A 16,643-nucleotide genomic window follows, 5' to 3' on the forward strand; every position below is an offset into this window, starting at 1 on the left:
AAATAGAGCAAAAGATGTAAAGTCCATCAAGATAACTCAAAAGGATTTAGAAGATTCTATTGAAGAAATAAAAAAGATGAAATAATGATATGTGAATAATATCATCAATATCATGACTTGAGATATGTTGATGGGATTTAAAGTAAGGATAATATTTTCATGGCTGGTTAAATTTGTAAGATATTCTCATATTGTTGTAAAATTTTCAATTTTTAATCCTAGTATCAGACATGACAATTTAGATCATATGTTTATATGATTTTCACGTATACAATGTGCATTAAATTTTGGTTTAATGCAATGCACGGAAACGTAGGGTGCTAATCCCCACGATAGCCTTTGGTTTGACGTTAATGCGCTTCCGTGTTTAGTTAATTTTCATATCTGGATGATCTTGATGTATATTTTGGTTTCATAATTGGAAATAATCTTCTGGTTTTTAACTTCAAATTATTTTATTCATGGTTAACTAGTTTAGTGATCAAACTTGAAAAATAGATGTTTATCTAACTGCAACTCGTTTTTTGGTAACTTTTCGTGCAGGCCTATCTGGTTTCTCATTTTTTAATTTTGATTTGTCTGTAGATATACTCACACCTTTCTTTTGTCCTTTACGTCTAACATCGTTTCTTATCTTTTCATCTTTTTGAATTTTTTCTAATTCTCCAGAATCAATTTTGCGCGTTTTACTTGAAACCATATAATTTGAAAGTTAACACTTGCAATAAACAATATTTTCAAATTCATTTTTGAGAATCTCCCCATCACTTTTAATTAAATCTAGAATTGTGTGAAATGATGAAGCATACGGATGAAATTTATGGGTATTTAGGAGACATACAAACCGTAAAAGTAAAACCATTAATCACTAAATCTATTACAATTAAGCCATCAGATATAATTTCAGGTGTAATTGATAAAATTTCAAAAAATGATTCATATGATGTTTTTTATTTTAATGGAAAATCTATGCTTTCAACAAATACCAGAATATTACTAGATGCCAAAAATATTTCGAAAATGGATGTTGAATCTCTTCTTTATTCTATTCCACATATAGGTCCAAACGATACAATTCAAGATGCTGCAAATATTATTTTTGATTATAGAACTCGTGAAGCACCAGTAGTGGAAAATAATAAAATACTAGGATCTGTTACTGCAAAGAAAATTTTGGAGTTACTTTCAAAAAAAGATAACAAATCAATTAAAGCCAAGATGATTTACACTAAAGATCCTATAACAATATCTTCAGAAAAATCTCTTAGCAATGCCAAAAAAATAATGACTACAAAAAGATTGGATCATCTTCCTATTATTAATAAAGGAAAAATAAAGCAAGTTCTCACACCTGCACATATTATAGAGTATATCATACCACAAGAACGTCAAGGTAAAAGATCAGTTGGAATACGAACTGCACATAAATTAGAATTTGAAATTGGAGATATAGGCAGTACTAGAATCCCCCAATGTATTCCTGATGATGATCTTGCCAAGATTCTAAATTCTATGCTAAAAACTGATACTACATGTTGTTTAGTTAAGACCGATGAAACTCTTGAGGGAATCATAACATTTAGGGACATTCTTGGGTTGATTTCAAAATCATAATGTAGATTAATCGTAATGGAAAAATTTCTATCTTTGAACTTGAAAATATGTAAGGACATTGTCAAATTGAAGATATTTCTGATAAATTAAGGCATATTTGTTGAAATTAAACAATAGATTCTATTATGTGTAATTTGTAATTAATTTAAATGAAATATCATTGCCGAAAATGCAAATTCACATGGGGAGGAAATACTGATACCTTTTTCAAAGTACTAGAACATGAAAAAACGCATAAAAATTCAAAGCAAAATTAAATCAAATTGTCCTATCGATCTATAAATCAAGAAACTTGTAAACATCATGCATCGGTAAAAATGCCGGGATTAAACAATATGTGTGAATGCATGACTTGTCACAAATTCTTTAAAGTAACTGAAATATAGGATAACGTAAAGATAGACAAAACTAGTAATTCCAATTAATTTGTACTGTGGCAAAATCTTCATCATGACTTAGAACCTGTATTTGGATATCCTCTATGAGTTCAGCATATGCTATACCTATGCCAAAAAACAACAATGGTGCAAATAAAATGAATTTATTCATGTAATGATCAAAATTTGAAAGTTATCTTTTAACCCTTACTAAATGAACAAATGAAAAAAACTTAATTTCTAGTTGTTTGTATGGATAATATTCTAAAAGAGAAAAATTATCATGCCTAAACTGAATCAAATCTCACAAGCAAAATATTCGGGAGCCCTTCGGGCCCATTATTTTCAGTTAGTTTTAAAATGAGCATGTTGGAAATTATCTGGCCGCAATGAAGAATCAGAGTTATATCTGAATTGATGATTGGAAGGCATTTGTCTGAGCTGCCATGAATTTACTTGTTGATTTGTTTTTTGACTTTTTCTAAAACGTTTTCACCAATTAGATTCTGTTCAAATAGAGCCTCTGTGATTTGTAAAATATTTAGAATAGAATGCATCTTTACACCTAACTCTAATAATGCTTCATCGGCCCCTTCCATTCTATTTACAATTACATATGCATCATTAACTGAAATATTGACTTCTTTTAGAGATTTTATTGCATTGACAACTGAACCTCCTGTAGTGGCAACATCATCTATCATGAGGCCTCTCATATTGTCATAAATTTTTCCTTCAACTGATTTTAATGTTCCATAATCTTTTGGTTTGCTTCTAACATAGATTAGAGGTTTGACAGTTTCTACCGCTAGAGCTGATGCTATTACTAAACCTCCTGTTGGAACAGAAACAATTGAATCAAAATTATCTAATCCTACATCTTCTACAATTTGATTTTCAAGATATTTCACCATTTTTCTAAATTCAATAGGATAACTTGGCACTAATCTTAAATCAACATAGTATGAACTATGTTTTCCACTTGCCAGTGTAAAATCTCCAAATTTTATGATGCCTTTTTGATGCAAAAATGTTGCAAACTCTTTTACAAATTCCATACAAAAGTTAACTATACTGGATTTATTTTGTTTTGTATTGAGAGATAATCATGCCTGAAATCTGGTTAAATTATGGAATTACTGATGTAGTTTTAGATATAAAGGCTGAAAATCTAGAGCAAAAAATCAATTCTGATGGTAAAATCTTAGATGATTCTGCGATCAATGAAAAACTAAACACTCTTGATTTGTCAAAACCTATGGAACTAGTAGTGTTACACAATTCTAAAACTATTCTAAAAATAATATCTTCACTGTTTACACTATGTGAGCAAAAATCAAAACCTTTCCCAAAAATACTCACTGACAAAAAAATCCTAAATTTAGTAAAATCTGGTTTACCTGAAGGAAGCTCAATTAATGAATTTGATGATGTTGGAATTGAAAACTCAAATCTTGTTTTCATGGGTGAAATGGAATTTAATGGATTATTTGGTTATGAGACTATTTCTACACGTCTTATCAAAAAATTTGGTCAAGAATCTATGCTTGCAGCCTATGCAAAAAGGCAAGGAAATCTTCCTACTCCTGGACAGTACTCAGAAAGTTTGACTGAGGCAAAAAAATTTACTGATAATTTTGAAATTCAAGGAATAGAGATAATTGCAAATTCTGAGGGGATCATAGATTTTTCAATTGGTCATCCTTCAGAAACTATCTCATCTACCAAAATTCTTGAATCAAATTCTATCAAAGATATTGGCGAACATAAAACAATGGTGATTAGCACTGGAAAAGATGCAAGTAATGACAATCTGGGGAATTCATTTTCTTCTCTTTGGAATTGTTCTAATGCAATCAAAAAAGATGGTCTTGCTATTTTAGTAGCTGAATGCAAAGGTGGACTAGGTTCTGATGCATTACAGCAATACATTGAAGATAGATTGTCTATAGAACAACTACGCAATCCTACTAAATACATTAATGGAATGGAAGATTTGTTGTTTCTTTCTGAAGTACAAAAGAAATTTCAAATTGGATTAGTTTCAATTCTGCCTGAATTTTATGCAAAGAAACTTAACATGATTTCTATGCCTGGAATAAAATATTCTATGGATTATATTTTAAAAACTCAAGGAGCCCGTCAGAAAGTTGCAGTAGTTACTGATGGTGCAAGGCTTTTGTTAAGGTAAAATCATAGGCAAAAAATCTGATGGTAATGGTGCACACAAAATTGCTAAACCTATAATTCCAATATATGCAAGTTTTCTATTTCTTGAAAGTGGTGAAACGTCATCTAATGGCATTGCACTAGGATTTCTTGAACTCATAATTAGAATTAGGATTGCCATTAACCAATAATTCAACAAAACGAGAATCCCCATACTTGCAAAAGTCGCATATCTATGTAATTTTACTCCAAGCAATGTTCTTGCCATATGGCCTCCATCTAATTGCCATGCAGGTAATAAATTCAAAAATGTGATTAAGAAACCAATCCATGCAGCAAACATTACTGGCGTCATTAAAACTTCATAGCCTGAACCTCCTTTTCCAAACAAAGCCAAGCTTGCAGTCATAAGTAATGGTTCTCCTTGATTCCATTCCATTAATCTGGACTCTTCAAAAAGTCCTGCAGCAATTTCAGCATCTAAAATAGGTGCAGTATATGCAGCATAAACTGAAACTATTATTGCAATTACTAATCCTGCAATAGGTCCTGCAATAGCAACATCAAATAATATTTCTCGATTAATTGTTAGTCCTCTTGATTGAATAAATGCACCAAATGTTGGTATGCCTATAACTGGAAGTCCTGGAATAAAATATGGCCAAGTAGTTTTTAGACCATGTGCTTTTGCAGCAATAATGTGACCTAATTCATGAATTCCTAAAATCCCAAGTAATGACAATGTGTAAACTGCTGCCATTTCAAACGGATCCCCTATCTCTACAATTGAATTTGTTCCAGATGTTCTATAATATCCGTCAATCATTACAAATGAAACAACAATAGCAAACAATATCCTTGGAGTCCATGAAGTGCTCATCCATTTTCTCTGTTTTTTTGGAGAAAATTTTTGAATGATTACATATAATCCCCCATCTTCCATTTTTTCTAATTTACATACATATCTCATATTTTCTAATTTTCTAGCTAGGCCTTCAAACTTTGATTTGAAATCCTCGTCTTCTATTCTGAATTCTAGTGAAAATTCTGTTTTGTTAAAATCACTGACCTGAAATAGGGTATTGACTAATGAAATAATGTCTTCCTGTGAGGGATCTTCCATCTCTTAACGATAGATTTTTCCATTAAATGGACTTTTGGTTTAAAATTAAATATTGATGATACTCATTATCATCATGCAAGTTATTCTTAGACAATTGGGAGATTGCAATATCAGACGAGCAGAATCAAGCGATCTTATCTCTGTAATGGAAATCAATCTAAAAACTCTTCCAGAACACTATTCTGATTATTTCTATGAGAGTCTGCTTGCTGAACTTCCAGAGGCTTTCATTGTTGCAGAAATTGGCGGAAAACATGTTGGATATATTATGTGTAAAACTGAATTTGGATTTTCAAATTTTAAGAAACTAGGCTTTGTCAAAAAAGGACACGTTGTTTCCATAGCAGTTCTTGAAGAACATAGAAGAAAAGGTATTGGGAAAGCACTTGTTGAAGAATCTGTAAAAGGTGTAAAATTAAGAAAATGTGATGAATTCTATTTAGAAGTAAGATGCAGTAACAATGAAGCTGTACGATTATATGAAAATCTTGGGTTTGTAATTCGTCAACAATTAAACACCTATTATAGAGACGGCGAAGATGCATATCTTATGGCAATTGAATTACAATAGTTCAAACCAATAAATAACTCACAAAAAGTTCTTCGCCATGGATAAACGAAAAGGGATGGGCGTTACCATCTTTGTCTTTTGTATTGGAGGATTTTTCCTTTATGCATATTTGTTAATGTTGTCTGAATGGAGTCCAATTGTATTACAACTATCTGTACTAATGATTGCCGGCGGTATTTTGGGAGTAATTGCATGGATTGGATATGTGATGGCTACAACAAAACCTTCACCTGCTTCAATTACATCTGAAGATTAATTTATTTGAAAATTTTTACATCTACAACTGTCTGATAATATCTTGGACCTACCGGTCTAACGATTTTTGAATCTAGAATTTCTGATTTGACTGGGGTGATATTTAGAAAGTGTGCTTCTGATAATTTTTCTGCTTCTGATTTTTTATCTGCATGGATGTGTGAATAATAATGAATGATTCCTTCGCTTTTAGTTGTCTTGATTGCAGATTCTAAAAACTCATCAGATCTCTCTGGTAATAACATCAATGTTCTATCTGATTTGTCAATTAACTGATTATTGATAATTTCAGTTGCATCTCCATTTATGGATATCACATTTCCTGCAAGTTTGTTTAGACTACTATTTACATCACATAATTTTGAAGCAACTGGATTAATGTCAAGGCTATACACGGTACATTTCTTCTTTTTTGCTGCCATGATTGAAAACATTCCAATTCCTGCAAACATGTTAGTCATTATCTCTCCATCTTGGACTAAATTGGCAATTCTTTCTCTTTCTGTGGATAATCTGGGTGAAAAAAATGCATTTTTTACATCAACCTTAAATCTACAGCCGAACTCTTTGTATTCTGTTTCTGTATTGTCTTCTCCTGCAAGAATCTCAAGATCTCTTGTACGAAATTCTCCTTCTACTGCTGATGCTTGGTAGAATACACTTCTTACAATTTTTACCTCCTCTAACAATGTTCTTCCAATAATTTCTTTTTTTGAGAGTAATGAGTCTGGAATTCTTACAATAATTATTTCCCCAATTTGATCAAATGCTGAAATTAATTCATTGCTTTCTTCTTCTGTGAGCACATTTTCTAGTGCTTTTTTTAGCATCCGAGTCAATGCTTGTAATAGAAATTTCCTGATGATTTTTGATCTTTATCCAATCTACTTTCTAATTTGTTTACACGAGGCCTTAGACTTTTTTCATCCCTTCTAAATGACATATCCAATGATTTTAGGAATCTATTCATCGCATCTGCTTTTGGCATAGGTGATGTAGCAATTCCTGCAGAACCCGACTCTCCCTCAAATATTATCATTGAATCTGAAATAAGATCCATAAGTTGTAGATCATGATCAATAATTATTGCTGATTTTCCAAAAGAACGAACAAACTTTTGTAAAAATTTTGCAACTGCGATTCTATCTTCAACATCTAAAAATGCTGATGGCTCATCTAATGCATACAGATCAACTTTTTGTAACAGACATGATGCAACAGCTACTTTTTGCAGTTCACCTCCAGAAAGATTTTTGATTGATTTATTGTATAATTTCTTTATCTTTAATGGATCAAGTATTTGCTCCTCTTCCATGCTGCCTTCAATTGGATTCTCATTTGCTTTATCTAAAACTGATATGACTTCTACATCAAGATCATTTTGAAGATATTGTGGTTTGTATGCTATCTTTATTTTTTTATCAACACTACCTGTATCTGGTTTCTCAACTCCTGCAATCATTTTCATCATGGTTGTTTTACCAAGTGCATTTGCACCCATAATTCCTAAAACTTCTCCTTTTCTTACTCTCCCAGGCTCAATTGTTACTGAAAATGAAGTGTATTTTTTCTCTAGTTTAGGATATGTGAGAATATCGCTTCCTTCTTGGAAAATATCTGTAACTGAAGATGAAACATCAAAAGAGAATTTTTTATCTCTAAATCTTACATTTTCATTTGGTAAATATCCGTCAAGGAAAACATTGATTCCAACTTTTGTAGATAAAATACTTGAAACAATTCCATATGCTGTAGGTTCTCCATACAATACTTCGATATAATCACTTAGAAAATCCAATAATGTCAAATCATGTTCTACTACCATCACGCTTTTTCCAATTTTTGCCAAATTTTGAATTACTCTTGCAACTCCGGTTCTTTGAAATACATCGTTGTAAGATGATGGTTCATCAAAAAAGTAAAACTCTGTGTCTTTTGATGCAGCAGCAGCAACAGCAATTCTTTGTAATTCACCTCCACTTAATTCCTTTAAGCTTTGTTCCATAGAATTTTGTAATCCTAATTCCTTGATCAGTTCTCTTGATACGCCTCGTTCATCATACTTGTCAAGAAGTTCTTTACCTGTTCCTTCAAATGCTTGAGCAATATGATGAACTTGTTGTGGTTTAATTGATGCTCTGATTTGTTTTTGTTCAATTTTTTCAAAATGTTGTTTTAGCTCTGTTCCACTATAATGTTTTAAAATTTCATCCCATTCCGGCGGATTTTCATATCTTCCCAAATTTGGTTTAAGGTTTCCTGATAGTATGTTGACTACTGTACTTTTTCCCATTCCATTTCTTCCTAATAATCCCACAACCTCTCCTTTTTTTGGTGTGGGTAATTTGTAAAGTCGAAATGAATTCATCCCATATTGGTGGATTTTGTCTGTAGCTAACTCACTTGCGAGATTGACAATTGTTATTGCATCAAATGGACATACTTTGACACAAATTCCACAACCATTACAAATATTCTCATCAATCTGAGCTTTTTTTGATTCTTCGTTAATTGTAACACATTCTGCGCCTGATTTGTTGACTGGGCAATATTTTATACACTCTAAACCGCATTTTTGTGGCTGACATAGATCTTGATCTAAAACCGCTACTCTGTGAGTCATGTTGTAATCGGATATTTTCTTTGCTTTATACCTATTTTGAGCATTTTGAAATCTGGCGTTACGTTAATAGATGAGAATTTGACATATAATTTCAAGCCGGCCATAGCGTTAGGGTGCGACCCAATCCCGTTCCGAACTTGGAAGTCAAACCTGACGTCGCTGTTGTGCTACTAAGATGCGAGAGCTCTTGGGAAGCAACAGTGCTGGCATTTTCTATTCTTCAATCAATCTTTTAATATCGACTAGATTAGATTGATATGAATTCAATGCCTAACTGTAGTGTTTGTGGAGAAATATGTGATAACGACATTAGATTACTAAATCACATGATGGAAAAACATGGTTGGAGAAATCCAAACGTTGGAACTCCTGACAGAAATAGTAGGGGATACTAGTTTCATAGTCTCTGTAGATAATCTAAAATCAATCTTACTCCAAAACCTGTAGCTCCTTTTGGATTATACGATTTTTCTTTTGTAGCTCCCTGTGTCCATGCAACTCCTGCAATATCAATATGAGCCCATGGTGTTTTTTCAATTGCATTTTTCAAAAATGCTGCAGCTGTAATAGTTCCAGCTGCTCGACCTATTCCCACATTTTTCATATCTGCCACATCCGATTTTATCATATCCATATAGTCTTGGTTTAATGGAAGTTCCCATATTTCTTCTGTAGTTCTTTTAGAAGATTCACAAATTTTCTTTGTTAGTTTTTCATCATTTGATACTATTGCTGCCACATTGGTGCCAAGTGCTACAATACATGCACCTGTAAGAGTTGCAAAATCAATAATTGCTTTTGGAGAATATTGTTTTTCTCCATATGACAATGCATCAGCTAGAATCAATCTGCCTTCTGCATCTGTATTTAGAATCTCTGCGGTTTTTCCGCTATACAACTTTATGATATCTCCAGGTCTATATGATTCTCCACCTGGCATATTTTCTACTGATGGGATGATTCCAACAATATTGAGTGGTAATTTTAATTCTGAAACTGCTTTCATTATTCCTAGTACTGTACATCCACCACATTTGTCAAATTTCATTTCATCCATTGCACTTCCCGGTTTTAACGAAATGCCTCCTGTATCAAATGTCACTGCTTTCCCTACCAGCACAATTGGTTTCTCATTTTTTGGACCATGATTATGTTCTAAAATAATTAATTTTGGTTGATTTTTACTTCCTTGACCCACTGCTGAAATTCCTCCGAAACCTTTCTTCTTTAATTCAGGCTCAGAAATTATGCTGCATTTCATTTTATTCTTTTTCGCAATAGTTTTTGAAAAATTTGCTAATGTTGTAGGAGTGCATTCGTTAGGAGGTAGGTTGGCAATACTTTTAGTAAAAATTGTACCATCTGCTACAATTTCAGATGTCTTGATAATTTTAGAAATTTTTGTTGATTTTGAAATGATTATGGTTAGGTCTGGAGAAGGTTCTGTCTTTTCTGCTTTGAATTTATCAAATTTGTAAAGGGCCATTTTAGTACCTTCAATTATTTGAGAAACTGTGGAAATTGGGTCGTGAATAAAACTAGGAGGAGAAACAATAGAAAATTCTTTCAATTTCAGTTCTCTAGCTTTTTGAGCAATTTTGCCTGAAACAAATCTTATTGTATCATTTGTTAGATTTTCTTTTTTGCCTATTCCTGCAAGAAGTATTCTTTGTATGGGGTTTTTTTCAGATAATGGAACTATGTTTATCTTTCCCAATTTTCCTTCCATGTCTTTAAGAGATTGATTGATAGAGATGGTAGTTTTAGTGTCAAACTTTGGCAGTCCTAAAGATTTGGTAGTATTTTCTAGTACAAATCCACATAGAAGACTGGTCTTCTTTGAAGAATTTTCTATCTTTATTTTCACTATGAAACTATTTTTTGTAGTAATATTTAGATTTACTATAAATCTATAATTTTGCTATTTGTAATTAGACTAGATGATCTTACAAACACTGCTTTAATCGTTTTACAATCTTCATCACACATTTCATTTCCAATTGAGAATGATTTTTCTGTTTTTTCAGAGAAAATGGATTTTATTAATGGGAACATCGCTGCTCTTCCTCCATATGCTCTTTTCTTACAAATTAACCAAAACATATCCAAAGCTGACTCATCTAATATATCATCTCTAATTTTTTTGCCAAATTCTGAATAGTGTCCTACCATTGTAATTTTTCCTCTAGCAAAAAAATTAATGATTTTTGTAAATTTCACACACAAATAGCATTGATTGTCATATAATACAATTGGAATATTCTCTTTGATTTCCATAACTATACATAGTAACAATCAAATTAAAATTTTACAAACTTATACACGAAATTCATTTTAATCATTTATGAAATCAATCTCTGAAAATCCTGATTTTAACAATACTGAGACTGGAGAATTTCCTTGTATTTCATGTCATACAAATTGCTGTAAGGAATATGTCATATTTGTCAATGCTCACGACGTTTATCGTCTTGCTACTGGATTGAGGTTGGCACCTGAAAATTTTTTAGAAATTTATGGTGCAAAGGACTATTCTTTAGGAATTAACGTAAAAGAAGGCCTAATAGATCTTGCATTAAAACAAAATAATGGCACATGTGAATTTCTTGAAGAGCATAAAGATTTCTTTAGATGTACCGTAAACGAAATCAAACCTGGAGTATGTAAATCATATCCATTTGAAATGAAAAATGGAAAATTAATCCAGATGACTAGCATGATGTGTCCGGTAAATTGGAATATTGCAGAATTTGAAAAAATGATGATATCTCATCTCAAAAAAGATGAATCTGAATGGAAGTTTTATGATGAACTTGTTAAAGAATGGAATACAAAACATTGGGGAAAATCATTATCTGTATTTTTGAAATTTATGTTAGATAAAGTGAAATCTTCTCTGGCATCTTGATTGTTTTTTTGAATTGTGATCTATTGTCATTTTCGATTTTTGAATGTGATTTTCTTTAGAAGTAGATTTTTATTCAATTTGCAAATATAACGTTGCAAATGGGGCTCAATTATTATCAAATTAAGAAAAATATTCTAAGGGCCAGAAAATTAGTCATTAAAGGAACTAATGCTGCTGGATCTGGTCATCCTGGGGGTTCTTTTTCCATGGCTGAAATATTGGGTTGTTTGTTTAACAAATATTTGAAATTTGATCCTAAAAATCCCCAATGGGAAGACCGTGATCGTTTAGTTCTATCAAAAGGACATGCTGCTCCTGGATTATTTTCTAACATGGCCGTTGCAGGGTATTTTCCAGAATCTGAAATTGAAACGTTGAGAAAATTTGGCAGTAGGTTACAGGGGCATCCTGACCTGAAATGTCCTGGTGTAGAATTTTGTGGTGGTTCTTTAGGTACTGGATTATCTTATTCTATTGGAATTGCACTGGCAGCAAAAATTGATTCTAAGAATCATCATGTCTATACGATTATTGGAGATGGGGAATCTGATGAAGGACAAGTTTGGGAGGCTGCAATGACTGCTTCAAAATACAAAGTTGATAATTTGACTGCTTTTCTTGATAGAAATTTCATTCAACAGGATTCATACACTGAAAAAGTCATGCCTCTTGATGAAAAATTGGAGGGAGATGATATATCTGAAATGTGGAAGGATGCATCGCGTTGGAAAACAGGTGATAAATGGCGTTCATTTGGTTGGAATGTGATTGAAATCAATGGACATAGAATAGAACAAATTGATGCAGCAATTGCAAAAGCAAATGCTACAAAAGGTGTGCCTACAATAATTATTTCTAGAACAATAAAGGGAAAATCTGTAGAGCATATGGAAGACAATCCCCAATGGCATGGCAAAGCTCCTGATTCAGATGTTGTTCCCATAATTGATCTTGAATTGGATTCACAATTCATGATTTCCCCATCAATCATTGCAGGTGATATGACAAATTTAGAAAATGAAATTAAACGATGCGTGTCAGGTAGAGCAGATTACATTCATCTAGATGTGATGGATGGACAGTTTGTTCCAACAAAAACTTTTGATCATAACAAAATCAAAGAATTAAGACCTTTGACAGTAATTCCTTTTGATACTCACTTGATGATCAATAATCCCGTGAGACATGTAAAAGACTACATCGATGCTGGCAGTGACATTATCACTGTTCATGCAGAAGTTACTGATGAATCTAGTTTTGGTGAAATTCATGATTTGTTAAAACAAAATCAAGTAGGTGTTGGTTTTTCAATAAATCCTGAAACTGAATTACCTGAATGGTCTTACAAATTTTTACCTTCTCTTGATCAGATAATTGTAATGTCTGTTGTACCTGGAAAATCAGGTCAAAAATACATTGAAGAAACACACACAAAAATGACTAGATTAAACTCTATTGTAAAGGAACATAATTTTTCAGGTTATATTGAGGCTGATGGGGGTGTTAATCTTGAAAATATTGGCTCTGTATTTGCTGATGGAGCAAGAGCTTTTGTTGGAGGTGGTGCCATTATTGGACAGCAAGATGTTAGAGCAGCCATTAAAGATTTTAGAACTGAGATATTGAAATCAAGAAGACGAATCTTACTTGAAAAAGCAAATGAATTAGGTGGAATAGAATTGGTAAACAAATGGATTGGACTGCATGTAATTGGAGAAAAACAAGAACAACTCAAAAAAATTGCACATGAGGCAGGATATCTTTGAATGAACCAATAATGACTGACATGCGTTCAGAATATTCAAAATCACTAATTCAACTAGGAAAAGAAAATCCAAACATTGTTGTCTTAGGTGCAGACACTACTGATTCACTTAAAACTTCTGGATTTGGGAAAGAGTTTCCTGATCGATTTTTTAATGTAGGTATTGCTGAAGCAAATCTTGTGACTATCTCAGCTGGATTGGCTGCGTCTGGAAAAACATCTTTTGCTAGTACTTATGCTATATTTCTACCTGGTAGAGCAGTTGATCAAATTCGAAACAATATTGCTTATCCATCATCTCCTGGGAAAAAAGGTCTTAACGTAAAATTGGTTACTTCTCATGGTGGTTTGTCTGTAGGACCTGATGGTGGTTCTCATCAACAAATTGAAGATATTGCAATTATGAGGGTCATTCCAAATTTTCGAGTTTTTATTCCTGCTGATACTGTTGCCGTTTCAAAACTAATTCGGTTAATGGCAAATGAATATGGTCCATTTTACATGAGGATGGCAAGATCTGCAACCCCACTGGTTCATTCTGATTCTCAGGAATTTCAAATTGGAAAAGGAATTACAATGAGAGATGGCTCTGATTGTACCATTGTTGCATGTGGTACCACTGTCAGAATGGCTTTAGAGGCTGCTGAATCTTTACAACAAGAAGGAATTTCTTGTAGAGTTTTAGACATGTTTTCAATTAAACCCATTGATAATCAATTATTAGAAAAAACTGCTAGAGAAACTGGTTGTATTGTAACAACTGAGGAGCATAATATTATCGGTGGAATGGGTTCTGCAGTTGCAGAATCTATTTCTGAATCTTACCCTGTACCTATAAAGAGAATTGGAGCCCAAGATATGTTTGGAGAGTCTGCACGTGATAATGAAATTCCATTACTCTTAGAAAAACACGGAATAACATCTTTTAATATGGCAAAACAAGTCAAAGAAATTAGGAGTAAAAAATTATGAAAATTTTTCTAGACACTGCTAACCTTGAATCAATTAGAAAATTCAATGACATGGGACTGTTAGATGGTATTACCACCAATCCTTCACTCATGTCAAAAGAAGGCGGCAATCCAAAGGATGCAATGGAAGAGATTACAAAAATTATCAAAGGTGACGTGAGTTTAGAAGTTGTTAGTACTGAATATTCTGGAATGATGGAAGAAGGTAAACGCCTTCGTCAATATGGAGAAAATGTTGTAGTGAAAGTTCCTATGACTCCTGATGGTCTTAAAGCATGCAAATCTCTGTCATTTGAAGGAATTCCTGTAAATGTTACATTGATATTTTCTGCAAATCAAGCTTTGCTTGCAGCAAAATCTGGTGCAAAATATGTTAGTCCATTTATTGGAAGATTAGATGATGTTGGACAAAATGGGATGGAACTAATTAAAGAAATTAAAGAAATTTTTGATCATTATGACTATATAAAAACACAAATTCTTGTTGCAAGTGTACGTCATCCTTTACATGTAATTGATGCTGCAAAAATTGGTGCAGATGTTGTTACATTACCTCCTGCAGTTTTGGATAAAATGTTACAGCATCCTTTGACAAAAATTGGTTTAGAAAATTTCCTTGCTGATTGGGACAAACTAAAGTCTGGAAATCCTGATATCGAAATATAGACCAACTTCTCTAAATGAAATTAGAAAAATTAAAAATTGAGGCTTACTATTGTGATCCTTTGTTCCTGCTTCTTCTTGAACCAGTTCCTCTACCTGTAACTCTAGTCATTCCTTCTGTAGAAGGCCTATCTTTTGGATCAGGCATATCTCCTAGTTTTCTTGAACCAGTTCCTCTACCTGTGTGAACCATTTTTCCTGCTGCTGCTTTTTTTCTTGCTTCTTGGATCTTTCTAAATTCATCTCCAGACCATTTGGAAGCATCTTCATCCACTTCGATAGTTCCTGTGCCTCTACCTGTTCGTATTCTGATTTTGCCCATAAATACGGTTGAATTATCTTGTATTTATCTAATCTCATTTTTTATGAGATCTGAATTTTTAATTTTAACTATTAATCCAACCTAATTTCTTGAAATATGCAAACATCATGATTGCAGGAATTGCAGATGCAAAAATAACAATAATGAACGTTGTAAATGGTCCCAAGATCAAAACATCGCTTCCAATACCGCCTGGCAAATCAACATTCATGCCATAAAATGTCCCGATTACTGTAGATGGAATTGCCAATGTGAAAATTATTGTTAAAACTGCAAGAACTTTGTTTGTTTTTTCAGTGCTTAACACAAAGTCTGTATCTTTGTAAATTTCCATAGTTTCCCTTGATTCTTCTAATGTTTCAATAACCTTGTCGATGTGATCAATTACATCGTCATAATACAAAGTAATTTCATCATCATCGCTTCCTGAAAATCTTTTAACATTTTTTGCTATTTCTAATACAAACTTTTTCAACGGATTGGCTATTCTTCTTAATCTGTTGATTTCTCTTCTGAGTAATGCAATACTCCTTGCTACCGGTTTTGTCTCATCAAAAACTCTATCTTCGATCTCATCAAGATTTGCAATAATCTTTCTTGATGTGTGTAACAGATCATCTACTAACACGTCCAAGATTTCATGAAGTAGCATTCCTGATGATCTTCCTAACAGCATATCCTTTCTTTGTTGATCCGAATTTGATTTACAAATCTCTACTAACTCTACTAATGGTTTAAGATCTCCTTGGTGAACAGTAACCAGAAAGTCTTTTCCCACAAATATTGATAATTGACTATTTTTTGACGTTGCTATTTTTTGTGCCAGTGGTGGAAAATGGAGAATTACAAAAAAGTGGTCATCATAACTATCTAATTTTGGAAGCTCAAACTTGGTCATACAGTCTTCAATGTTTAATTCATTGAAATCATATTTTTCTGCTAATTTTTCAACATCATCTCTATCAGGATTTTGTAAATCAATCCACACAAATTTTTCACCTTGAATGGTCTCTATCTTGCTTTCAATAGATGTCTCCGTTGTTTTTCTGCTGGAACGTAACCTATTTGTGATGAATCCTTTCTTCATGTCGAAAAATACCCTTACACAACAAATTTAAAGCGATCGCTATATCATGCTGAATCAATTCCGTTATTGGATTGAGGCTAGTATAATCTGATTAAATTATTTATTTTACCCATGGGAGAAAATAGTTAGTACCTACCCATACTAGCCCTATAGAAATTGCCATTGCAATCCACCATTTTCGCATACATAGATTCT

At 32.8% G+C, this 16,643-nt stretch carries 19 protein-coding genes and 1 rRNA gene; 10 read left to right on the plus strand and 10 right to left on the minus strand.

Features of this window, described 5'->3' with window-relative positions; genetic code table 11:
• Window positions 1-502 precede the first annotated feature (502 nt).
• Complete coding sequence (locus tag OEW78_RS00850) at window positions 503-700, minus strand: hypothetical protein (protein ID WP_300322836.1); 198 nt, start codon at window positions 698-700, stop codon at window positions 503-505.
• A 98-nt stretch (window positions 701-798) separates the two neighbouring features.
• On the opposite strand from OEW78_RS00850, the gene OEW78_RS00855 reads away from it, so the two are divergent.
• Window positions 799-1,614 carry a CBS domain-containing protein gene (locus OEW78_RS00855; RefSeq protein ID WP_300322838.1) on the plus strand — a complete coding sequence of 272 codons (816 nt, stop codon included), beginning with the start codon at window positions 799-801 and terminating at the stop codon, window positions 1,612-1,614.
• A 408-nt stretch (window positions 1,615-2,022) separates the two neighbouring features.
• Here OEW78_RS00855 and OEW78_RS00860 read toward each other — a convergent pair whose 3' ends face one another.
• Both OEW78_RS00860 and pyrE read right to left on the minus strand, forming a co-directional pair.
• On the minus strand, window positions 2,023-2,163 hold the full coding sequence (locus OEW78_RS00860; protein WP_300322840.1) for a hypothetical protein: 141 nt from the start codon (window positions 2,161-2,163) through the stop codon (window positions 2,023-2,025).
• A gap of 280 nt (window positions 2,164-2,443) precedes the next feature.
• The gene (gene pyrE / locus OEW78_RS00865) at window positions 2,444-3,049 is read right to left on the minus strand and encodes an orotate phosphoribosyltransferase (protein WP_300322842.1); all 606 of its coding nucleotides are present in this window, start codon (window positions 3,047-3,049) and stop codon (window positions 2,444-2,446) included.
• A gap of 50 nt (window positions 3,050-3,099) precedes the next feature.
• Between pyrE and OEW78_RS00870 the strand changes: the two genes are divergently transcribed.
• Window positions 3,100-4,182 (plus strand): transcriptional regulator, encoded by a 1,083-nt coding sequence (locus tag OEW78_RS00870; RefSeq protein ID WP_300322844.1) that lies wholly within the window; start codon window positions 3,100-3,102, stop codon window positions 4,180-4,182.
• On the opposite strand, the gene OEW78_RS00875 is transcribed toward OEW78_RS00870, so the two are convergent.
• Window positions 4,174-5,283 carry a site-2 protease family protein gene (locus OEW78_RS00875; protein ID WP_300322846.1) on the minus strand — a complete coding sequence of 370 codons (1,110 nt, stop codon included), beginning with the start codon at window positions 5,281-5,283 and terminating at the stop codon, window positions 4,174-4,176. The genes OEW78_RS00870 and OEW78_RS00875 overlap by 9 nt on opposite strands.
• A gap of 73 nt (window positions 5,284-5,356) precedes the next feature.
• Here OEW78_RS00875 and rimI point away from each other — a divergent pair, with 73 nt between their 5' ends.
• Both rimI and OEW78_RS00885 read left to right on the plus strand, forming a co-directional pair.
• On the plus strand, window positions 5,357-5,854 hold the full coding sequence (rimI, locus tag OEW78_RS00880; protein WP_300322848.1) for a ribosomal protein S18-alanine N-acetyltransferase: 498 nt from the start codon (window positions 5,357-5,359) through the stop codon (window positions 5,852-5,854).
• 37 nt (window positions 5,855-5,891) lie between these two features.
• Window positions 5,892-6,110, plus strand: coding sequence for a transcriptional regulator (locus OEW78_RS00885; protein ID WP_300322850.1), 219 nt, complete (start codon window positions 5,892-5,894; stop codon window positions 6,108-6,110).
• Between the two features lies 1 nt (window position 6,111).
• Here the strand turns inward: OEW78_RS00885 and OEW78_RS00890 are convergent, their stop codons facing one another.
• Together OEW78_RS00890 and OEW78_RS00895 are read right to left on the minus strand one after the other, a co-directional pair.
• The gene (locus OEW78_RS00890; RefSeq protein WP_300323036.1) at window positions 6,112-6,939 is read right to left on the minus strand and encodes a class I SAM-dependent methyltransferase family protein; all 828 of its coding nucleotides are present in this window, start codon (window positions 6,937-6,939) and stop codon (window positions 6,112-6,114) included.
• 5 nt (window positions 6,940-6,944) lie between these two features.
• Window positions 6,945-8,732, minus strand: a complete 1,788-nt coding sequence (locus OEW78_RS00895; protein ID WP_300322852.1) for a ribosome biogenesis/translation initiation ATPase RLI — start codon at window positions 8,730-8,732, stop codon at window positions 6,945-6,947.
• Window positions 8,733-8,824: 92 nt separating this feature from the next.
• On the opposite strand from OEW78_RS00895, the gene rrf reads away from it, so the two are divergent.
• Window positions 8,825-8,944: ribosomal RNA gene (gene rrf / locus OEW78_RS00900) — 5S ribosomal RNA — on the plus strand.
• 54 nt (window positions 8,945-8,998) lie between these two features.
• Entirely contained in the window at window positions 8,999-9,127 is a 129-nt protein-coding gene (locus tag OEW78_RS00905) for a hypothetical protein (RefSeq protein WP_272942436.1), read from the plus strand.
• Between the two features lie 2 nt (window positions 9,128-9,129).
• Here OEW78_RS00905 and OEW78_RS00910 read toward each other — a convergent pair whose 3' ends face one another.
• Both OEW78_RS00910 and OEW78_RS00915 read right to left on the minus strand, forming a co-directional pair.
• Window positions 9,130-10,599 (minus strand): leucyl aminopeptidase, encoded by a 1,470-nt coding sequence (locus OEW78_RS00910; RefSeq protein WP_300322856.1) that lies wholly within the window; start codon window positions 10,597-10,599, stop codon window positions 9,130-9,132.
• A 35-nt stretch (window positions 10,600-10,634) separates the two neighbouring features.
• Window positions 10,635-11,009: a hypothetical protein gene (locus OEW78_RS00915; protein ID WP_300322859.1), complete on the minus strand. Its 375-nt coding sequence runs from the start codon at window positions 11,007-11,009 to the stop codon at window positions 10,635-10,637.
• A 67-nt stretch (window positions 11,010-11,076) separates the two neighbouring features.
• Here OEW78_RS00915 and OEW78_RS00920 point away from each other — a divergent pair, with 67 nt between their 5' ends.
• From OEW78_RS00920 to fsa, 4 genes are all read left to right on the plus strand, one after another.
• Window positions 11,077-11,640: a YkgJ family cysteine cluster protein gene (locus tag OEW78_RS00920; protein WP_300322861.1), complete on the plus strand. Its 564-nt coding sequence runs from the start codon at window positions 11,077-11,079 to the stop codon at window positions 11,638-11,640.
• Window positions 11,641-11,738: 98 nt separating this feature from the next.
• The gene (locus OEW78_RS00925) at window positions 11,739-13,406 is read left to right on the plus strand and encodes a ribulose-phosphate 3-epimerase (protein WP_300322863.1); all 1,668 of its coding nucleotides are present in this window, start codon (window positions 11,739-11,741) and stop codon (window positions 13,404-13,406) included.
• The gene (locus tag OEW78_RS00930) at window positions 13,403-14,377 is read left to right on the plus strand and encodes a transketolase family protein (protein WP_300322865.1); all 975 of its coding nucleotides are present in this window, start codon (window positions 13,403-13,405) and stop codon (window positions 14,375-14,377) included. The genes OEW78_RS00925 and OEW78_RS00930 overlap by 4 nt, the downstream gene beginning before the upstream one ends.
• Window positions 14,374-15,042 (plus strand): fructose-6-phosphate aldolase, encoded by a 669-nt coding sequence (gene fsa / locus OEW78_RS00935; RefSeq protein ID WP_300322867.1) that lies wholly within the window; start codon window positions 14,374-14,376, stop codon window positions 15,040-15,042. The genes OEW78_RS00930 and fsa overlap by 4 nt, the downstream gene beginning before the upstream one ends.
• Window positions 15,043-15,088: 46 nt before the next feature.
• On the opposite strand, the gene OEW78_RS00940 is transcribed toward fsa, so the two are convergent.
• Window positions 15,089-15,361 carry a hypothetical protein gene (locus tag OEW78_RS00940; RefSeq protein WP_300322869.1) on the minus strand — a complete coding sequence of 91 codons (273 nt, stop codon included), beginning with the start codon at window positions 15,359-15,361 and terminating at the stop codon, window positions 15,089-15,091.
• A 64-nt stretch (window positions 15,362-15,425) separates the two neighbouring features.
• Window positions 15,426-16,448, minus strand: coding sequence for a magnesium transporter CorA family protein (locus tag OEW78_RS00945; protein ID WP_300322871.1), 1,023 nt, complete (start codon window positions 16,446-16,448; stop codon window positions 15,426-15,428).
• Window positions 16,449-16,643 lie beyond the last annotated feature (195 nt).

It is taken from the genome of Candidatus Nitrosopumilus sp. (assembly GCF_029882185.1).
Taxonomy (GTDB): domain Archaea; phylum Thermoproteota; class Nitrososphaeria; order Nitrososphaerales; family Nitrosopumilaceae; genus Nitrosopumilus.